This window comes from Mesorhizobium japonicum MAFF 303099 (assembly GCF_000009625.1).
GTDB lineage: Bacteria > Pseudomonadota > Alphaproteobacteria > Rhizobiales > Rhizobiaceae > Mesorhizobium > Mesorhizobium japonicum.
Genome location: NC_002678.2, coordinates 1116670 through 1136695 on the forward strand (window position 1 = coordinate 1116670; position 20026 = coordinate 1136695).

Below are 20026 nucleotides of genomic sequence, written 5' to 3' on the forward strand. Positions count from 1 at the left end.
ATCGGGGGCTCTTACTGCCTCTCTGCTCTGGAGTATGCATGTTCAAAATGGTTTGTGGACTCTTCGCCGGCCGGGCCTCCATCGCGGCGATGGCAATCCTGTTTTCAACGCATTCTGAGATGGTGCTGGCGGCAGACGCCATTGCCGTCGATACCGATGCCGACGATACTGGGGACCTGACCCCGCCGCCCGATCCTTCGCGCTTCGGGCGCTTCGAACAGAAACTGGCCGACTGGCATGTCGTCCTGGGCGGCGGCGCCATCATCGTCCCCAAATATGAGGGCAGCAACGAGTTCAAGGTCATGCCGGTGCCTTTCATATCGGCGACGTTCCTCGACACGGTGAGGGTAGATCCGACGGGCGCCAACATCGCCGTCTATGAACACGGGCCGTTCGAACTCAGCGCGCGGCTTGGCTATGACATGGGCCGCAAGGAAGATGATGCCGATCGTCTGCACGGCCTGGGGGATGTCGACATGGGTGCGGTCGTCGGCGCCAAGGCAGCGGTGAAACTCGGTCCGGCGAAAATCTACGCGCAACTGGACAAGACCATCGGCGGCAGCGACGGCCTGGAGGGCACGCTTGGCGTCGAGGTGACGCGGCCTCTCTCCCAATCGCTGATTGTCGGCGCCGGCGCATCGGTCGTCTTCGCCGACGAAAAATACATGCAGGCCTATTTCGGCGTCACGCCGGAGCAATCGGCTCGCTCGGGGTTGGCCCAGTATGATGCCGGCGCAGGGTTGAAGCGCGCCGATTTTTCGATTTCCGCCACATATATGCTCAATCGCAACTGGATGTTGCGTGGCCAGGCGGGGGTCGGCATTCTTATGGGGGACGCTGCCGACAGCCCCATTGTCGTCAACAAGGTCCAGCCCTCGGGAATGCTTCTCGTCGGATATCGGTTTTGATGCCCACACACAGTGCAATGCAGGCTGCGGCAAGCTCCGGCCGGATCGATCTGAACGCCGAGTTCAAATCGGCGAGGCAAGGCCCGCATATCCTCATTGTCGAAGACGATATCGAGATCGCGCGGATGCTGGGCGAGACGCTCACTGAAAACGGCATGATCGTCGAAATCGCCGGCAACGGCGCCCGCATGAACGCCGCGCTTCGCAACCAGAAATTCGATCTCATCGTGCTCGATATCATGCTGCCTGGCGAGAACGGCCTCAGCATCTGCCGCCGGCTCCGTGCGCACACGAACGTTCCGATCCTGATGCTGACCGCGCTTGGCGAGGAAATCGACCGCATCTTCGGACTGGAAATCGGCGCCGACGACTACGTGACCAAACCGTTCAGCGCGCGCGAACTGACGGCAAGGATAAGGGCGCTGCTGCGCCGCACGGCCTACGCTCCCGACGAACGGGACCGGACAAAGGTGCTTCGCTTCAACGGCTGGCGCCTCGATCCCGTTCGCCGGCAATTGCATGATCCCAGCAATGCGCGGGTTGCGACCACGACGCATGAATTCGATCTTCTGCTGGCGTTTTGCCGCAATGCGGGCCGGGTTCTGTCGCGCGAGGAGCTTCTCAGCGTCACCCATGCCGGGCTTGCCGGGCCGATCGAGCGAAGCGTCGATGTCCATGTCAGCCGGATCCGCCAGAAGATCGAAAAGGATGCGCGCGATCCGGTTCTTCTCAAAACTGTCCGGCTGGGTGGCTATATCTTCACCGCCACGGTGGAGGAAGCGTGAGGGATTTGGTCAGCCGCTTCCTGCCGCAGTCGGTGCGTGGGCAGTTCGCTGCGATCATTTTCATGGCGGTGATCGCGATCATGTCCGCCGGATCGGTCGTCGAAGGCTTGATAGACAATGTCGACCTTCCCGTCGTGGACGACAGCGCCAGGCGGGCTGCCGTTGTCGCTGCCTTGTTGCGCGAAACGCCAACCGAAGCCCGCGGCGCTGTTCTGGCCGCGGCGACACGCGCCGGCTTTGATTTCAAGATCCTGCCCAGGGAACTGGTCAGCACTATTCCAGATTCCTATCTGCAATGGCGAAGCATCACATGGCTTCTGCAGATCGAGAGCAGTTCGATCGCTGGGCGCTGGATAAGGATCGGCGGCCAATACGCGTTTGTTATCGATCTGGACCAGCAGAGCGTCCTGGCACATTTCGGCATGCCCGATTCCTGGCTGACCTCAGGCTTCGTCCGTGTCTCGTTCTACAGGTTCATGGCTTTCGTCGCCTTGCCCGTGCTGCTCTGGCTGTTTGCGGTCTGGGCCGTGACGGAGCCGTTGAAGCGCATCTCGAACGCTGTGGGGGAAGCCGAGATCGAGAATGGCAACGAGCTTTTCGCCGAACGCGGCTCCATCGAAATGGTCGGCCTGGCCCGCGCGCTGAACAGGATGCGAACGCGTATCCGCACCATGATCGAGAACCGCACGCGCATGCTGCGCAGCGTCAGTCATGATCTGCGCACGCCGTTGACGCGGTTGCGGCTTCGCGCCGAGCGCATGGATGACGGCCCCGTTCGAACCGCCATCCTGTCCGACGTCCGGCACATCGAGGACCTGATCGACGAGACCCTGACCTATCTGCGCAACGACGTCTCGACGGAAAAGCTGCAGCGGGCCGACATAGCCAGCGTGCTGCAGACCGTCTGCGCCGAATTTTCCGATGTCGGGTTTTCGGTTTCCTATTCCGGGCCGGACAGGCTTCTGGGCTGGTGCAAGCCCAATGCGCTGGCGCGCGCCATCACCAATCTTTGCGACAACGGCGTCAAATTCGCCGGCAACGTCACCGTCGCATTGATGCAGACCGACACGGCGGCGCGCATCGCGGTTGGCGACGATGGGCCGGGAATTTCGATGACTGCGCGCTCCCGCGTTTTCGAACCCTTCTTCAAGGAGGACATGTCGCGCGGCGTTGCGTCCAAACACGGTTTCGGTCTGGGTCTCTCGATCGTGGCGGATATCATCCAGGGCCACGGCGGCAAGATCGAGTTGCACGACAACCAGCCAAGCGGCCTCGTCGTGAGCGTCGATCTGCCGAATGGACCCGAGGTCCAGCCGTTATAGGAGGGGCGGCGCCGTACTCAGGCTCTGATGATCGCCAGATTGCCGGAGGTTATCTCAAGGCGTCCGAAGGCTTGCTTCAGGAAATTTTGGTGCGGTCGAGAAGACTCGAACTTCCACGGGTTGCCCCACAGCGACCTCAACGCTGCGCGTCTACCAATTCCGCCACGACCGCACGTGGTAGGAGCCGGAACCGACCGGCTCGCGGCGTGTAGCAAATCGTTTCCGGCGAAACAAGTGCGCGATGAGCAATAATATCCGGCGATTGGCACATTGGTCCACAGGATTGGAAAACACGGCCGGAACTGGACGTTTGCGCGCAATATCGCCATATGGGAGCGATGCATGTCGCCCAAAAACCGCGAGGCGGCCTTGGGCCATGATGTGCATAGGCGAAAAAGAAAAACCATGACACAACGCAGCCAGATCGCCACGTCGTTCCTGCCGCTCCCCGGTTCGGCACCGGTCGAGTGGCGCATCGAGCCCGGCCTTACCGCCTATCCCGATGCGCTCGCCTTCATGGAAGCGCGGGCCGAGGCGATCCGCAGCGGCGGCGCCGGCGAAATGGTCTGGCTTGTCGAGCATCCCCCGCTTTACACCGCCGGCACCAGCGCCCGCATCGAGGATTTGATCGAGCCCGACCGCTTTCCCGTCTTTTCGGCCGGCCGCGGCGGCGAATACACCTATCATGGGCCAGGCCAGCGGGTCGCCTATGTCATGCTCGACCTGAAGCGGCGGCGCGAGGATGTGCGCGCTTTCGTCGCCGCGCTCGAACAGTGGATCATCGGCACGCTCGCCGCCTTCAACGTGCGCGGCGAACGCCGCGAGGACCGGGTTGGCGTCTGGGTGGTGCGGCCCGATCGCCCTCGCCTGCCGGACGGCTCGCCCGCCGAGGACAAGATCGCCGCAATAGGCATTAGGCTGCGGCGTTGGGTGAGCTTTCACGGCATCGCCATCAATGTCGAACCTGAGCTAACCCATTTCGGCGGCATCGTTCCCTGCGGCGTGCAGGACCACGGCGTCACCAGCCTCGTCGACCTCGGACTGCCCGTCGGCATGGCCGACCTGGATCTGGCGCTGAAATCAGCCTTCGAGGATGTGTTCGGCCCCGTTGCGGCTTTGCCTGCCGAGGTCGCCCGCAAGACGGGTTGACCCTTTCGGGCCAAACCAGCTCAAAGCAATTGCGCCGACGCCCACAGAACGCCGCAGCCATGGATGACGAACACCGCCAGCAGCGCGCCGGCAATGGCGAAGCGGTCGACGGTACGGATCGGCTTCAGCTCGTAACGCGGCTTCACCCCGCTGCCCATCGTCAGCAGGCTGAGGATTGAAAAGACCGCCCCGGTCGCCAGCAGAAAGCCGGAGGAAAAGCCGGCCTCCCACCCCACCGCCAGGAAAGCCGAGAGCAGGAAGAACGAGGCCAGCGCCAGCGCGACCGGCCCCGGGCAGATCTGGCGCAGCACCTGGCCACCGTCGAATTTCCACACCGGCACCAGATTGGCGATGTTGAACAGGGCCGCGCAGCCGGCCAGCGCGGCCAGCAGCGCGGCCGCGGCCTTGTGCCCCTCGCTGCCCGCAAACGCGCTCGCGGCGATGGCGATCGGCACCAGGAAGGCGGAAAAGCCCGCCCCCATCAGCGCCACGAAGGCCACTTCGAAACGGCTGTTGTAGGGCCGGCCGCCAATGGCGATGCCGCCGAGCAGCGGAATGAAGATCATCCGCGCCTTGCGGTGGCCCATCAGCCGGAATGCCGCCATGTGGCCGAGTTCGTGCAAGGCAACGACCGACGTCAGGATGGCGGCCAGCGCCAGCCCGCCGAGGTGGAGGCCGAAGAACGGCCACAGGATCAGTGCCGACAGCACGGCAAAGCCGACCTGGCTCAGCGGATGCTCGAACCAGCCGCCCTTGCGGTACTGCCCGGTCATCGCCCAACGCTGCAGCTTGGACAGCTCGCGGCGCATGGCGAAGTAACGGAACACCAGAAAGGCAACGCCGCGGTAACGATCCGTCCGGCCGAGCGTCACCCGCGTGCCGCTGCCTTCGGAAACCAGCTCTGCGGTTTCGCGATAGTCTTTCCAGAACGAGGCATCGAGCGCGGTATCCTCAAGCACACGCATCGAGAAGCGGCTGCCCTCGACGACATCGTCAAACCGCGCCCTGCGCTCGATCGGCTCGCCGTCGCGGCCTTCCCACGACAGCATGATGCGGGACACACCCTCCCCGTCCAGCGGCTCAGCCGATAGGATCTCACCGGACCAGCCGGCATCGCTGCCAAGTGGCCACAGCGCCTGCCAGAGGCGCCCGCGGTCCATCGCAATCACGCGGCTGACCCTGACCGTGCGCAAACCAAGCGGCACGGTCATCAAGAGAAAGATCAGCCCGAGATTGCTGGCCACCAGAATGGCCGTGACGATGGGCGACACCTGGATGTTGCTCCCTGCCTGAGAGGCGCACCCTAGCGCCGCGGCGGCAAGAAAGGCTTAACGGGGAAGCGGGCTTCACCCGCCACGAACGACGGCGGCGAGAGCCGCCAGATCACATGGCGCCGATCCAGATCGCCATGGAAATGAGGAAGGTGCTCATGCAAACCAGTGAGATGACATCCTGAACCAGATCGGTCATAACTCTCTCCTGTTGTTGATATGTTCGCAATTTGTTCTAATTTTGTTTCAATGTCAACACGCTGGAGATATAGGAGGCAGAGGGGCAATTTGGCACGGTTAGTGAAAGGTTAACCGTCCGCTGGAAGGGGCGGGTGAAGCTGCTATCGCCTACTGAGGGTTCCGGGCCATTCGCGACAGGAGCGCCGCGAAAGCTACGATTGCGGGCAGCCACAGACTTCCCGGTTGAAGCCCTGTACGCACCGGTATGAACCGCCATGCGGACAACCGAAGATCAATGAATAGACGGCCGTCAGGACGGCTACCAAAAGTAGCAACGCCGCAACCCCGAAAACGATCTTTTTCACGGTGGCCTCCGACCAGCGAGTGCCCGGATCGTATCACGCCGAAGCGGTTCTGCGATCACGCCATTTCGCGCGTGCCTGGCCAGTTGGTCTGGCCACCTGCTCTCCACTATCCAACCGCAACGCGCCCCGGACATGGGCGCCGACCTTTACCTCGGCCGCTTGGTCATTTTCCCACGCGACTTTGGGGAGGACGATGCATCCTTCTCACCAAAGTACCCTCGTCATTGGCAAATTTCTCGTGATATTTCGCCTGTGGCTGTGGAGAGTATTGCAGTGGCTTGGCGGGTTTTCGGAGTTTTGGCTATTGGCTTGGTCCCGGTCGCTTTCCCAAGTTGCGCCTCGGACGCAAAGGCTGCCTCCGCTGGCGCAACCAGTTGCCGCCGCACCATTTGAGCGACTGGTTGCTGCCAGCCAAGGGACAAATTTTCTGCCTCTAACCCATGGCGCCGGCTTGGATCGCCCGCGCACGGCAGCGACACCTGTCAGGCCATCTTTGCCATTATCTTGGCCATATCTGCCGTGTCGAACGCCCTCAGTGTCTGAGTTCTTATGTTGCCTAGCGATGCGATCGACAGAGCTAGTGCCGTCGCTGCAATGTCATCGTCCGCTTCGGCAATCGCCACGACATCATATTGGCCAAGTGTCCACAACAGGGTGTGAACCTTGATACCGCTTTTGCTGGCCATCGCCTTGAAGGCCTCAGCACGCTTCTGAGTATCCCTTATGGTCTTGATACCTTGATCTGTGAAATTCGACAGCAATACGTAGTAAGCCATTGGTTCCTCCCACAGTGGGGAGCGGGCGGGCACTCACGGCGCGTCCGCCGTCTCCCATAGCCCTACGATAACACGAGCCGGGTGTGCGAACCACAGGCGGCCGGACACGCCATCGCGCACCATTGCACAGCCTAAAGCGGCACGACCTTGCCGTCGGCGAGCGTGACGCGGCGGTCCATGCGCGATGCCAGCTCGTGATTGTGGGTGGCGATCAGCGCCGCGAGGCCCGATTGCTTGACCAGCGCGCCCAGCGCCTCGAAGACATAGGAGGCGGTGACCGGGTCGAGATTGCCGGTCGGCTCGTCCGCCAGCAGCACCAGCGGGGCGTTGGCCACGGCGCGGGCAATGGCGACGCGTTGCTGTTCGCCGCCGGAGAGTTCGGACGGACGGTGCGAGGCGCGCTTGCCGATCTGCATATAGTCGAGCAGTTGCGCGGCGCGCTCGGCCGCTTCCTTGCGCGGCAGGCCCTTGATGAGCTGCGGCATCATGATGTTTTCCAGCGCGGAAAACTCCGGCAGCAGATGATGGAACTGGTAGACGAAGCCGACATCGTTGCGGCGGATCGCAGTGCGTTCATCATCGGAGAGCCGCCCGCAGGCCCGTCCAGCCAGGATCACGTCGCCGGCGTCGGGGCGCTCCAGCAGGCCTGCCGTGTGCAGCAGCGTCGACTTGCCGGTGCCCGATGGCGCCACCAGCGCCACCATCTCGCCGCGCTTCAGCGAGAAATCGGCGCCGTTCAAAATAGTGAGCTTGCGCGGCCCTTGGACATAGTGCCGCTCGACGCTCTTCAGCTCGATAATGACCTCGGCCACTACTCGTACCTCAAGGCTTCGACCGGATCGAGGCGAGCCGCCCGCCATGCCGGAAACACCGTTGCCAGGAAGGACAGCCCAAGCGCCATGATGATGACATAGGTCGTCTCGCGCGGATCCATCTTCGCCGGCAGCTGGCTGAGGAAATAGAGCTCCGGATTGAACAGCACCTTGCCGGTCATCCAGGAGAAGAACTGGCGGATCGATTCTATGTTGGTGCAGATGACGACGCCGAGCAGCACGCCGGCGAGCGTGCCGGTGACGCCGATCGCCGCCCCCGTCATCAGGAAGATGCGCAGGATGGCGCCGCGCGAGGCGCCCATGGTGCGCAGGATGGCGATGTCGTGCCCCTTGTCCTTCACCAGCATGATCAGTCCCGAAATGATGTTGAGCGCCGCCACCAGCACGATCAGCGTCAGGATCATGAACATGACGTTGCGCTCGACCTGCAGGGCGGAAAAGAACGTCTCGTTACGCTGGCGCCAGTCGACCATGTCGATCGGCCGCTGCGCCGCCTCTTCCACCTTCGGTTTCAGCGCGTCGACATTGTCGGGATTGTCGACATAGATTTCGATCGTCTGCGCGCGGCCATCCATGTTGAAATAGAGCTGCGCTTCGGAGAACGGCATGTAGACGATGGACGTGTCATACTCCGACATACCGACTTCGAAGATCGCCGCGATCTTGTAGCCTTTCATGCGCGGCGTCGTGCCGATCGGCGTCACGTCGCCATCGGGCGAGATGAGCGTGATGGTGTCGCCGAGCGTCAGGCCGAGATTCTGCGCCATGCGCTTGCCGATGGCGACGCCCTCGCCCGAATCGAAACTGGCGAGCGAACCCTGCTTGATGTTGTTGGCGACGATGGCGATCTTGCCGAGATCTTCGCCCCTGATACCGCGCACCAGCGCGCCGGTGCCGCCGCCGACATTGCCTTGCGCCAGCACTTGGCCGTCGATCAGCGGAATGGCGTATTTGACGCCGGGCACGCCGTTGATGCGGCCGGCGACCTGGGCGTAGTCCTCAAGCGGCGAATCGAGCGGCTGCACGATCAGATGGCCGTTGACGCCAAGGATGCGCGTCAAAAGTTCGGCGCGGAACCCGTTCATCACGGCCATGACGACGATCAGCGTCGCCACCCCCAGCATGATGCCGAGGAAAGAGATCGAGGCGATGACCGAGATCACCGTCTCCTTGCGCCGCGAGCGCAAATAGCGCCAGGCAACCGTGCGCTCGAAGAAGGAGAACGGGCCGGCGCCCGCCGATCTTGCCGCCGCCGCCTCGCTCATGCGGCGACACCAAAGCGTTTTTTCGCGTCGGCGATGGGCAGCGTTTCGCGTTCGCCGGTCCTGCGATTCTTGATCTCGACCTCGCCGGCGGCCACGCCGCGCGGTCCGACGATCACTTGCCAGGGCAGCCCGATCAGGTCGGCTGTGGCGAACTTGCCGCCCGGCCGCTGGTCGGTGTCGTCATAGAGAACATCCTTGCCGGCCGCGGTGAAGGCGGCATTCAGCTCTTCGCTGACACGGTCGCAATCGGCGTCGCCCACTTTCATGTTGATCAGGCCGATGTCGAACGGCGCCACGGCGTCGGGCCAGATGATGCCGTTCTCATCATGGCTGGCTTCGATGATCGCCGCGACCAGGCGCGACGGGCCGATGCCGTAGGAGCCGCCGGAGGCGAAATGGTCCTTGCCGTCCGGTCCGGTCACCTTGGCGCCCATCGGCTTGGAATACTTCTCGCCGAAATGGAAGATGTGGCCAACCTCGATGCCGCGTGCCGAAACCTTGTCGCTCTCGGGCACCTTTTCCCAGGCGGCTTCGTCATGCATCTCGTCGGTGGCGGCGTAGGGCGTCGTCCATGTCTTGACGATATCCGCGATCTCGCCGTCATTGGCGAAATCGGTATTGGCGCCCGGCACGGCAAGCGAAAGATAGTCACGATGGCAGAAAACCTGGCTTTCGCCGGTATCGGCCAGGATGATGAATTCGTGGCTGAGGTCGCCGCCGATCGGCCCGGTGTCGGCGCGCATGGGAATCGCCTGCAGGCCCATGCGGGTAAAGGTCCTGAGGTAGGAGACGAACATCCGGTTGTATGCAGACCTCGCGCCCTCGAAGTCGAGGTCGAAGGAATAGGCGTCCTTCATCAGGAACTCGCGCGAACGCATGACGCCGAAGCGCGGCCGCACCTCGTCACGGAACTTCCACTGGATGTGGTAGAGGTTGAGCGGCAAATCCTTGTAGGATTTCACATAGGCGCGGAAGATCTCGGTGACCATTTCCTCGTTGGTCGGGCCGTAGAGCATGTCGCGATCCTGGCGGTCCTTGATGCGCAGCATCTCCTTGCCATAGTCATTGTAGCGGCCGCTTTCGCGCCACAGATCGGCCGACTGGATGGTCGGCATCAGGATCTCCAGCGCGCCGGCGCGGTTCTGCTCCTCGCGGATGATCTGGCAGACCTTGTCCAGCACCCGCTTGCCAAGTGGCAGCCAGGAAAAACTGCCCTGCCCCTGCTGGCGGATCATGCCGGCACGCAGCATCAGCCGATGTGAGACGATCTCGGCCTCGCGCGGATTTTCTTTGAGGATAGGCAGGAAATAGCGCGACAAACGCATGGACTGGTCCGTGAATGAGAACGGCCACGCCAGAATCGGCGCGACGCAGGCTTGCTTGCCCCGGCTTCATAGCCATTTCATGACGGAATGGAAACCCGGGCATGGCGGCACATCAGCGCGCTACGGCCCAGAATACTCCGGTTTCCGGACCAGGCCGCGCCGGCATCGAGCCTGACAAACCTCTTCGGATTTGGCCGCCAATTCTTTGCGCGCGTCAATCCAGAACATGCCGCAAAGGCTCCGCCGAGCCTTGCTGGTCGTTTCCCAAGCAAAGCATGCCACACTATTGTGCAGTGCAGCACGAGAATGCCTGTTTCGAGGCAAAATTCTTCGTGACATTTTCATTCGGCTTAGGCTAGTGTGCCGCGATAACCGAGAGGGCGGAGAAAAATCTGCCCTCCTACGCGGTCAAAGTCTTGGGAGGATGCGATCTAGGCGCGGTTACTCGCTGCCGCCGGAAACCGGAAACAGATCGGACGCGTTTAATTGCAAGGCCTCGTGCCTTGCATTTTTTTTGTGCAATCATCCGGTTAGCTTGGCGAGTTGCCAAGCCACATGACGCGGCGTCAGCAGGCATGCGACTGCGGAGCACGGCGGCGTCTCAAACCCCGTCCGCAGCTTACCAATACTGTAAGAGTACCCTTGGCGGCCGATCTATTTCGCCGGGGTCTGGCCGAAATCCGGCACGATATGCGGGATGTCGTTGAGGCTGTAGCCGAGCCCGTGCGTCAGCCCATAGAAAATGCCCATGAGGATCGCCGTGGCGATGGTGGTGCGGATCACCGCGCGCAGCATATGCGGCCCGCGCGGCGCGCTTGGAACCGTGCCCAGCGTCACGTCATGATCGTCGTCCTGCGTCCTAACGCTGAACGGCAGCACGGCGAACAGCACCACCCACCAGGTCGCGAAAAACAGGGCGGTGAACGAAACCCAGCTCATGATTGCTCCAGTTCGATCAGCGTGCCGAAGAAATCCTTCGGATGCAGGAACAGCACCGGCTTGCCATGCGCGCCGGTTCTCGGATTGCCGTCGCCCAGCACGCGCGCGCCGGCGCCCTTGAGCTGGTCGCGCGCAGCCAGGATGTCGTCGACCTCGTAGCAGAGATGATGCATGCCGCCCGACGGGTTCTTGGCCAGGAACGCGGCGATCGGAGAGCCCTCGCCCAGCGGTTCCAGCAACTCGATCTTGGTGTTGCCGACATTGACGAACACCACCGTAACGCCATGCTCCGGCAAAGCCTGCGGCTCCGTCACTTCGGCGCCAAGCGTGTTGCGGTAGACGGCAACGGCAGCGGCCAGATCCGGCACCGCAAGCGCGACATGGTTGAGGCGTCCAAGCATGTGCGAGCTATCTCTCTTCTGTCCAGTGGCTGGCGTCATACGGCAAATCGGCTGAGATCAACAGCCATTCACCAGGCGCGCACTGTCGCACTTTGGTGAACATTCTGCCGAATCACGATCGAGGCTATTCCGGCCGGCGACCGCAAAGTACAAACGGCAATGTCTTACATCCGCCCTGCCCGCGCCCGCGTTTTCACCTTCGATCTCGGCTCATTCAAGATTGCTGCCTTGCTCGACGCTGTCGACATCAGAGACAACCTCGCGGCAGCTTTCGCGGCCGGACAGCCGCCAACCGCGGTGCATCAACTCGCGGTCTCGAACTTCATCGACCGGGATCGATTCGAGCATTGTTTCATCCCGACGCTGATCGACACCGGATTCGAAAGGATTCTGTTCGATACCGGATGCGGCGATGAGGGCAGTTCACTCCTGGACTGCTTGCAGGACCTTGGGCTCGGGCCTGATGATATCGATGTGGTGGTCATCACCCACGGCCACCCGGACCACATCGGTGGGCTTATCAGCAACGGCAAACCCGTTTTCGGCCGGGCACGCTATGTGTTCGGCAAGGCTGAATTCGCTTTCTGGACCGAGGCAACAGCGGTGCGCGCGGCCAGGTTGGCCAACCGTGATCTGTTCCGGCAGATTTGCACCGGGCTGGCTGACCGGGCAACGTTCATAGCGCCTGGAGATGAGGTGCTGCCGGGCATTACCGCCATCGACGCGTCAGGCCATTCCCCCGGCCTGCTGGCATTTCTCGTCGAAAGCGGCGGCCAGCGATTGCTGATCTGGTCGGATGCGTTCCTGCACTATGTCGTGTCCATCCAGCATCCGGAGTGGCATGCGGATTTCGATGATGACAAGGAACGGGCGATTGAGACGCGCAAGCGTTTGCTGAAGATGGCGGCGGACCAGCGCCTGCTGGTTGCCGGCCATCACATGCCGTTTCCAGGCCTGGGCTACATCGAATCGGTGAACGGTTCTTTTCGCTGGCTTCCGGTCAGCTATCAGCTGAACGGGTAGCGAACCGCTGCCGCCCCTCACCTGGTGACGAAAACCGTAACCAGTGGCTTCTTGCCCCAGGCTTCGTTGGCAGCGCCGCGCACCGCGCGCCGCACCGCTTCCTGAACCAGGTCGAGGTCTTTGCGCCGCTGGCGGGGAATCGAATCGACCGCACCGACGGCCGCATCGATCATCAGATCCTCCAGCGTCTCGCCGCTGGCGTCGGCCTCGGCGACGCCGATGGCGACCAGATCGGGATCACCGGCCAGTTCGTATTTGTCGTCGAGCACGACATTGACCGCGACATGGCCGGCAAAGGACAGTTTGCGCCGGTCGCGAATGCCCATCGCCTGGTCGGTGCCGATCAGATTGCCGTCCTTGTAGATGCGGCCGAACGGCACCTGGTCGATGATGGTGGCGGGGCCGGGAGCAAGCCGCAGCATGTCGCCGTCGCGCACCTGCGCCACCTGGCCGATGCCGGATGTCGACATCAGCGATCCCTGGGCCACCAGATGCGCCGCCTCGCCATGCACGGGAACGCCGATCTGCGGGCGCACCCATTCATACATCTTGCGCAACTCGCTGCGCCGGGGATGGCCGGAGACATGTACCAGCGCGTCGCCGTCCTCGATGATCTTGATGCCGAGATCGATGAGGCGGTTCTTGATCTCGAGGATCGCCTTCTCGTTGCCGGGAATGGTGCGTGAGGAAAACACCACCGTGTCGCCCGCCGTCAGCGACACCGATTTCATCTCGTCGCGCGACAGTTTCGCCAGCGCCGCCAGCGGCTCGCCCTGGCTGCCGGTGCAGATGATGACCAGGTTTTCGCGCGGGATGAAGCCGAAATCCTCCTCCGCAATGAACTCCGGCAGGCCGTCCATATAGCCGAGCTCGTCGGCGACATCGATGACGCGCTTCAGCGAGCGGCCGAGCACCAGGCACTGGCGGCCGGCATCGCGCGCCGCCTTGGCAATGGAGACGATACGCCCGACGTTGGAGGAGAAGGTTGTCACGGCGACCCGGCCGACGGCACTCTGGATGACGCCCTTGAGCCCCTCGCCAACCGCCACTTCCGACGGTGATTCCCCTTCCCGCAGCGCATTGGTCGAATCGCAGATCAGCGCCAGCACGCCCTTGTCGCCATAGGCACGAAACCGCGCCTCGTCGGTCTTCGGCCCGATCGTCGGTTCAGGATCGATCTTCCAGTCGCCGGTGTGGATGACGGTGCCGGCCGGCGTGGTGATGGCCAGCGACATCGGCTCGGGGATCGAGTGCGCCACCGGAATGGCTTCGATCTCGAACGGACCGACGGTGAATTTCTCGCCGGCCCGATAGATCGTAAGCGGAATCTTCGGTGCCCCCTGCTCGCCCTGCCGCTTGGCTTCCAGCAGCCCGGCACTGAACGGCGTCATCCATACCGGCGCCTTCAGCTTCGGCCAGGTGTCGAGCAGCGCGCCGTAATGGTCTTCATGCGCGTGGGTGATGATGATGCCACGCAGATTGGCGAGGTTTTCCTCGATGAAGCGCGTGTCGGGCAGGATCAGGTCGACGCCCGGATGCGCCGCGTCGGGAAAGGTGACGCCGACATCGATGACGATCCATTCGCGCGCACTCGGCGGGCCGTAGCCGTAGAGGGCGAAGTTCATGCCGATCTCGCCGACGCCGCCGAGCGGCACGAAGACGAGTTCGGCGTTTTCCGCTTTCGCCATGATTTTTCCCTTCCTGGCCCTCAGGCCAGCCCATTATACCCGAGCGGACGCCACTGCGCCGAAATGCACGTCGCCGGCCGCGATCGTCAGGACAGTCCCCTCATCGTCGCGGATCACGAAACGGCAGTCCTCGTCAATGGTCTCGAACACCCCACGCACCACATTACCGTCAATTCTGACGGCAACCTCGCCGCCAAGTCCCGCCGCGCGCGCCAGCCAGCGCCGCCTGACGGCAGAGAGGCCGCGGCCTTCATCCCACAGACGGGCATTCTCGCTCCAGGCATCGGACAGCGCCAGGAACAGCGTCTCGGCATCGCATGTCGCGCCCAGAGCCTGCAGCGATGTCGCGGGATAAGGCAAATCCTTAGGGTGCGCCACCACATTGACGCCGATGCCGACCGCCACCGCAAAGCGGCCACCCTCCAGTATCGCCGACTCCAGCAGGATGCCGGCGAGCTTCGCGCCCGAGGCAAGCACATCGTTCGGCCATTTCAGCTCGAAACGGTTTTGTCCCTGGCTCGCGCCATCAAGCCCGACGGCGACGCGGCCTTTCGGCACCACGGCGTCGAGTGCGTCGGCAAGCGACAGGCCGGCGACGAAACCCAGCGTCGCGGCGAGGCGCAGTTCACCACCGGTGATGACGAGCAGGGTCGCCGCGAGATTGCCTTCAGGCGACACCCAGGCGCGGCCGCGCCGGCCACGCCCGCTTTCCTGCTTCTTGGAAACGACCCACAGCCTGCCCGGGTCGCCTGCCCTTGCGTGGTCCAGCGCCACCGTGTTGGTGGAGCCGACGCTGTCATGGGCCTCGAGCCGGAACCCTTCCGACAACGAGGTTGGGGCCAGCCGAAATGCCATCCCGTCAGAAAAATGTCTTGGCGGCGGCTTCGGCATAGGTGCCGATCGGTCCGCCGATCAGCACATAGAACAGCACGAAGGCGCCGCAGACGCCGAGCACGACACGCAATTCGCTGGCCATCGGCACGAAGCCGCCGACCGGTTCGTCGAACCACATGATCTTGATGATGCGCAGATAGTAATAGGCGCCCACCACCGAGGCCAGCACGCCGATGATCGCCAGCGCGTAGAGGTTGGCGTTGATGGCGGCGAGGAAGACATACCACTTCCCCCAGAAGCCGGCGAGCGGCGGAATGCCGGCCAGCGAGAACATCAGGATGGTGAGGATCGTCGCCATGATCGGGTTGGTCGAAGACAGCCCGGCCAGGTCGCTGATCTGTTCGACATTGCCTTCCTTGCGCCGCATGGCGAGGATGAAGGCGAAGGTGCCCAGCGTCATCACCAGATAGATCAGCATGTAGATGGCGACGCCACGCACGCCGGCCTGGCTGTTGGCGGCAAGGCCGACCAGCGCGTAGCCCATATGGCCGATCGAGGAATAGGCCATCAGCCGCTTGATGTTGCTCTGGCCGATGGCGGCGAAGGCGCCGAGCGCCATCGAGGCGATCGAGATGAAGACGATGATCTGCTGCCAGTCGGCGGCGATCGGCTTGAAAGCGCCCATGGTGACGCGCACGATCAATGCCATTGCCGCCATCTTGGGGGCTGCCGCCAGGAAGGCGGTCACGGGCGTCGGTGCGCCTTCATAGACGTCGGGCGTCCACATATGGAACGGCACCGCCGAGATCTTGAAGGCAAGGCCGGCAAGCACGAAGACCAGACCGAAAACGAGACCGAGCTGGCGCTGGCCACTGCCGAGCGCCGAGGCGATTTCCTGGAAACCGGTGTTGCCGGTGTAGCCGTAGACCAGGCTGATGCCGTAGAGCAGCATGCCCGACGACAGCGCGCCAAGGACGAAATACTTCAGGCCCGCCTCGGTCGAACGCAGATTGTCGCGGTTGATCGCCGCCAGCACGTAGATCGCCAGCGACTGCAGTTCGAGGCCGAGATAGAGCCCGATCATGCCGTTGGCCGAGATCATCAGCATCATGCCGAGCGTGCACAGCAGGATCAGCACCGGATATTCGAACTTGTCGAAACGCTCCGCCTTGGCAAAGCGCATCGACATGACGAGCGTCACCGCCGAGCCGACCAGCGCCAGCACCTTCATGAAGCGGGAGAAGGGATCCTGGATGAAGGCATTGCCATAGGCGCTGCCCTGCCCCGTGGAAAAGATCAGCCAGACGCCGGCGACCACCAGCACGGCGACGGCAAGGCCGGTCACCGTATTGGCGGTGTTGGCGCGCGAATAGGCGCCGACCATCAGCAGCGCGAGCGCGCCGATGGCAAGGATCAGCTCGGGCGTCGAGAGCGACAGGCTGGAGAGAAGGTCCGGCGTCATGGTTCGCAAAACCCCTGGTCAGTTCGCCGCCGCGGTTTGCGCGGCGCCGATGGATGCGGTGACATTGGTGACGAGCGACTTGACCGATTGGGCCGTCGCATCGAAGACGGGAGCGGGATAGACGCCGAAGAAGATGACCAGCGCGACCAGCGGGTAGATGATCACCTTCTCGCGCAGCGACAGGTCGAGCAGCCCCTTCAGGCTGTCCTTGGTCAGCGCGCCGAAGATCACCCGGCGGTAGAGCCAGAGCGCGTAGGCCGCCGACAGGATGACGCCGGTGGCGGCGAAGAACGCCACCCAGGTGTTGACCCGGAACACGCCGAGCATGGTCAGGAACTCGCCGACGAAGCCACTGGTGCCGGGCAGGCCGACATTGGCCATGGTGAAGACCATGAACACGGTGGCGTATTTCGGCATGTTGTTGACCAGGCCGCCATAGGCGGCGATCTCACGCGTGTGCATGCGGTCATAGATGACGCCGACGCACAGGAACAGCGCGCCGGAAACGAGGCCGTGGCTGAGCATCTGGAAGATGGCGCCCTGCACGCCTTCCTGGTTCATGGCGAAGATGCCCATGGTGACGAAACCCATATGGGCGACGGACGAATAGGCGATCAGCTTCTTCATGTCGTCCTGCATCAGCGCCACCAGCGAGGTGTAGATGATGGCGACGACCGACAGCGTGAACACCAGCGGCGCGAACATTTCCGACGCCAGCGGGAACATCGGCAGCGAGAAGCGCAGGAAGCCGTACCCACCCATCTTAAGCAGAATTGCGGCCAGGATCACCGAGCCCGCCGTCGGCGCCTCGACGTGCGCGTCGGGCAGCCAGGTGTGCACCGGCCACATCGGCATCTTCACCGCGAAGGAGGCAAAGAAGGCGAGCCATAGCCAGGTCTGCATGTTGGCCGGGAAGCTGTGCGTCAGAAGCGTTGGAATGTCGGTCGTGCCCGACTGATAGAACATCGCCATAATGGCGAGCAGCATCAGCACCGAGCCGGCAAGCGTATAAAGGAAGAACTTGAACGACGCGTAGACGCGCCGCTTGCCGCCCCAGACACCGATGATGATGAACATCGGGATCAGGCCGGCTTCGAAGAAAACGTAGAACAGCACGATATCCAGCGCGCAGAACACGCCGATCATCAGCGTTTCGAGCAGCAGGAAGGCGATCATGTAGGCCTTGACGCGCTTCTCGATCGCTTCCCACGAGGCCAGGATACAGAGCGGCATCAGGAACGTCGTCAGGATGACGAACAGCATGGAAATGCCGTCGACACCCATGTGGTAGGAAATGCCGGAGTCGAGCCAGGCGGCCTTTTCGACGAACTGGAAGCCGGACTGCGAATTGTCGAAGCCGGTCCAGATGAACACCGAGATGATGAAGGTAAATGTCGTCGTCAACAGCGCGATGGCGCGAATGTTGCGGCGCGCGTTTTCGCTATCATCCCGGATGAACAGGATAAGCAGCACACCAACCAGCGGCAGGAAGGTGACCAGCGAGAGGATTGGCCAGGCGGTCATCAGAGCATCATCCAGGTGACGAGTGCGGCAACGCCGATCAGCATGGCGAAGGCATAGTGGTAGAGGTAGCCGGTTTGCAGCTTGACGACGCGGTTGGTGACATCGACGACGCGCGCCGAAATGCCATCCGGCCCAAGCCCGTCGATGACGGTGCCGTCACCGGTCTTCCACAGGAAATGGCCAAGGCGCTTGGCGGGCCGCACGAACAGGAAGTCGTAGAGTTCGTCGAAATACCACTTGTTGAGCAGGAAGGCGTAGAGCAAGCGATGGTTGGCGGCGACGCTCCGGGGCAATTCCGGTGAGCGGATGTAGAACTTCCAGGCCACCGCGAAGCCGATCAGCATGGCGATGAAGGGCGCCAGTTCGACCCACAGCGGCAGTTCGTGGATTTCGTGCAGGATGTGATTGTCCGGCAGCGTGAACAGCGACGCCTTCCAGAACTCGGCATAGCCTTCGCCGATGAAGGAATTGTGGAAAATGATGCCGGCAAACAGCGCGCCGGCGGCCAGCACGAACAGCGGCACCAGCATCACCGGCGGCGATTCATGCACATGATGCATCACCTCATGGCTCGCCCTGGGCTCGCCGTGGAAGGTCATGAAGATCAGCCGCCAGGAGTAGAAGGAGGTGAAGCAGGCGGCGATGACCAGCAGCACAAAGGCGAGGCCGGCAACCGAATTGTGGCCGGCAAAGGCGCTTTCGATGATGGCGTCCTTGGAGAAGAAGCCGGCGGTGCCGATGACGGTCACAGGAATGCCGACGCCGGTCAAGGCCAGCGTGCCGATCACCATCATCCAGTAGGTGGTCGGGATCAGCGACCTCAGACCGCCCATCTTGCGCATGTCCTGCTCGTCGGAGACGGCATGGATGACCGAGCCGGAACCGAGGAACAGCAGCGCCTTGAAGAAGGCATGCGTGAACAGATGGAAGATCGCCGCGCCATAGGCGCCGACGCCGAGCGCCACGAACATGTAGCCGAGCTGCGAGCACGTCGAATAGGCGATGACGCGCTTGATGTCGTTCTGGACCAGACCGACGGTCGCCGCGAAGAAGGCGGTGAAGGCGCCGATGAAGGTCACCACGGTCAGCGCCGAATGCGACAGTTCGAACAGCGGTGACAGCCGCGCCAGCATGAACACGCCCGCCGTCACCATGGTAGCGGCGTGGATGAGTGCGGAGACCGGCGTCGGGCCTTCCATGGCGTCCGGCAGCCAGGTGTGCAGCGGCACCTGCGCCGACTTGCCCATGGCGCCCATGAACAGGAGCAGGCAGACGACGGTCATGGCCGCCTGCTTGTCCAGCGCATGGCCAAGGAAGGTCAGCACGGCAGCACCTTGCGGCGCGCCTTCGGCCGGAGCGAACGTCGCCGCATTGGCGAAGATGGTGCCGAGATTGACCGACCCGAACAGCACGAACACGCCGAAAATGCCGAGCGCGAAGCCGAAATCGCCGACGCGGTTGACGACGAAGGCCTTGATGGCCGCGGCATTGGCCGACGGCTTCTTGTACCAGAAACCGATCAGCAGGTAGGAGGCGAGACCCACGCCTTCCCAGCCGAAGAACATCTGCACGAGGTTATCGGCCGTCACCAGCATCAGCATCGCGAAGGTGAACAGCGACAGGTAGGCGAAGAAGCGCGGCCGGTTCGGATCGTGGTGCATGTAGCCGATCGAATAGATATGGACCAGCGCCGACACGGTGTTGACCACCACCAGCATCACCACCGTCAGCGTGTCGATGCGCAGCGCCCAGGAGGCGTCCAGCCCGCCGGACTGGATCCAGTGCAGCACCGGCACGGTGAACACCTCGCCATGGCCGAAGCCGACGCTGAAAAAGGCGACCCACGACAGCACAGCCGAAATCACCAGGAAACCGGAGGTGATGTATTCGGACGCCTTGGCGCCGAGCGACGTGCCGAACAGGCCGACGATCAGGAAGCCGAGCAGGGGAAGGAAGACGATGGCCTGATACATGGT

The 20026-nt window shown here is 62.8% G+C and carries 17 protein-coding genes and 1 tRNA gene; 5 read left to right on the forward strand and 13 right to left on the reverse strand.

All coding sequences use genetic code 11. The features are described from left to right. Nucleotides 1–38 precede the first annotated feature (38 nt). The 3 genes from MAFF_RS06490 to MAFF_RS06500 are packed head-to-tail and all read left to right on the forward strand — an operon-like array spanning nucleotide 39 to nucleotide 3015. Nucleotides 39–908 (forward strand): MipA/OmpV family protein, encoded by an 870-nt coding sequence (locus MAFF_RS06490; RefSeq protein WP_010910084.1) that lies wholly within the window; start codon nucleotides 39–41, stop codon nucleotides 906–908. 17 nt (nucleotides 909–925) lie between these two features. Continuing rightward, complete coding sequence (locus MAFF_RS06495; RefSeq protein ID WP_010910085.1) at nucleotides 926–1693, forward strand: response regulator; 768 nt, start codon at nucleotides 926–928, stop codon at nucleotides 1691–1693. After that, the gene (locus tag MAFF_RS06500) at nucleotides 1690–3015 is read left to right on the forward strand and encodes a sensor histidine kinase (RefSeq protein WP_010910086.1); all 1326 of its coding nucleotides are present in this window, start codon (nucleotides 1690–1692) and stop codon (nucleotides 3013–3015) included. Before MAFF_RS06495 ends, MAFF_RS06500 begins: the two co-directional genes overlap by 4 nt. Before the next feature lie 87 nt (nucleotides 3016–3102). Here MAFF_RS06500 and MAFF_RS06505 read toward each other — a convergent pair. Next, a tRNA-Leu gene (locus MAFF_RS06505) sits at nucleotides 3103–3187 on the reverse strand. Between the two features lie 233 nt (nucleotides 3188–3420). On the opposite strand from MAFF_RS06505, the gene lipB reads away from it, so the two are divergent. Next, nucleotides 3421–4164 carry a lipoyl(octanoyl) transferase LipB gene (gene lipB / locus MAFF_RS06510; protein ID WP_010910087.1) on the forward strand — a complete coding sequence of 248 codons (744 nt, stop codon included), beginning with the start codon at nucleotides 3421–3423 and terminating at the stop codon, nucleotides 4162–4164. A gap of 20 nt (nucleotides 4165–4184) precedes the next feature. On the opposite strand, the gene MAFF_RS06515 is transcribed toward lipB, so the two are convergent. The 7 genes from MAFF_RS06515 to mce all read right to left on the reverse strand — a co-directional run bounded on the left by MAFF_RS06515 (nucleotide 4185) and on the right by mce (nucleotide 11519). After that, nucleotides 4185–5435 carry a hypothetical protein gene (locus MAFF_RS06515; protein WP_010910088.1) on the reverse strand — a complete coding sequence of 417 codons (1251 nt, stop codon included), beginning with the start codon at nucleotides 5433–5435 and terminating at the stop codon, nucleotides 4185–4187. Between the two features lie 1027 nt (nucleotides 5436–6462). After that, nucleotides 6463–6756 (reverse strand): GYD domain-containing protein, encoded by a 294-nt coding sequence (locus tag MAFF_RS06520; RefSeq protein ID WP_032930708.1) that lies wholly within the window; start codon nucleotides 6754–6756, stop codon nucleotides 6463–6465. A gap of 131 nt (nucleotides 6757–6887) precedes the next feature. Continuing rightward, the gene (locus MAFF_RS06525) at nucleotides 6888–7616 is read right to left on the reverse strand and encodes an ABC transporter ATP-binding protein (RefSeq protein WP_010910090.1); all 729 of its coding nucleotides are present in this window, start codon (nucleotides 7614–7616) and stop codon (nucleotides 6888–6890) included. Beyond that, on the reverse strand, nucleotides 7568–8854 hold the full coding sequence (locus tag MAFF_RS06530; RefSeq protein WP_010910091.1) for a lipoprotein-releasing ABC transporter permease subunit: 1287 nt from the start codon (nucleotides 8852–8854) through the stop codon (nucleotides 7568–7570). Before MAFF_RS06530 ends, MAFF_RS06525 begins: the two co-directional genes overlap by 49 nt. Further along, nucleotides 8851–10179 (reverse strand): proline--tRNA ligase, encoded by a 1329-nt coding sequence (proS, locus tag MAFF_RS06535; RefSeq protein ID WP_010910092.1) that lies wholly within the window; start codon nucleotides 10177–10179, stop codon nucleotides 8851–8853. Before proS ends, MAFF_RS06530 begins: the two co-directional genes overlap by 4 nt. A gap of 654 nt (nucleotides 10180–10833) precedes the next feature. Then, nucleotides 10834–11118 (reverse strand): DUF1467 family protein, encoded by a 285-nt coding sequence (locus MAFF_RS06540; protein WP_010910093.1) that lies wholly within the window; start codon nucleotides 11116–11118, stop codon nucleotides 10834–10836. Continuing rightward, nucleotides 11115–11519, reverse strand: coding sequence for a methylmalonyl-CoA epimerase (mce, locus tag MAFF_RS06545; RefSeq protein WP_010910094.1), 405 nt, complete (start codon nucleotides 11517–11519; stop codon nucleotides 11115–11117). The genes MAFF_RS06540 and mce overlap by 4 nt, the downstream gene beginning before the upstream one ends. Before the next feature lie 228 nt (nucleotides 11520–11747). Here mce and MAFF_RS06550 point away from each other — a divergent pair, with 228 nt between their 5' ends. Beyond that, complete coding sequence (locus MAFF_RS06550) at nucleotides 11748–12542, forward strand: MBL fold metallo-hydrolase (protein ID WP_244420732.1); 795 nt, start codon at nucleotides 11748–11750, stop codon at nucleotides 12540–12542. Nucleotides 12543–12559: 17 nt separating this feature from the next. Here the strand turns inward: MAFF_RS06550 and MAFF_RS06555 are convergent, their stop codons facing one another. From MAFF_RS06555 to nuoL, 5 genes are read right to left on the reverse strand one after another with little or no spacing between them, the layout of a single operon-like run. After that, nucleotides 12560–14230, reverse strand: a complete 1671-nt coding sequence (locus MAFF_RS06555) for a ribonuclease J (RefSeq protein WP_010910096.1) — start codon at nucleotides 14228–14230, stop codon at nucleotides 12560–12562. A 33-nt stretch (nucleotides 14231–14263) separates the two neighbouring features. After that, on the reverse strand, nucleotides 14264–15085 hold the full coding sequence (locus MAFF_RS06560; RefSeq protein ID WP_010910097.1) for a biotin--[acetyl-CoA-carboxylase] ligase: 822 nt from the start codon (nucleotides 15083–15085) through the stop codon (nucleotides 14264–14266). Nucleotides 15086–15089: 4 nt separating this feature from the next. Continuing rightward, nucleotides 15090–16526, reverse strand: coding sequence for an NADH-quinone oxidoreductase subunit NuoN (gene nuoN, locus MAFF_RS06565; RefSeq protein ID WP_010910098.1), 1437 nt, complete (start codon nucleotides 16524–16526; stop codon nucleotides 15090–15092). 18 nt (nucleotides 16527–16544) lie between these two features. Then, nucleotides 16545–18050 carry an NADH-quinone oxidoreductase subunit M gene (locus tag MAFF_RS06570; protein WP_010910099.1) on the reverse strand — a complete coding sequence of 502 codons (1506 nt, stop codon included), beginning with the start codon at nucleotides 18048–18050 and terminating at the stop codon, nucleotides 16545–16547. Then, the gene (gene nuoL, locus MAFF_RS06575) at nucleotides 18050–20023 is read right to left on the reverse strand and encodes an NADH-quinone oxidoreductase subunit L (RefSeq protein ID WP_010910100.1); all 1974 of its coding nucleotides are present in this window, start codon (nucleotides 20021–20023) and stop codon (nucleotides 18050–18052) included. The genes MAFF_RS06570 and nuoL overlap by 1 nt, the downstream gene beginning before the upstream one ends. Nucleotides 20024–20026 lie beyond the last annotated feature (3 nt).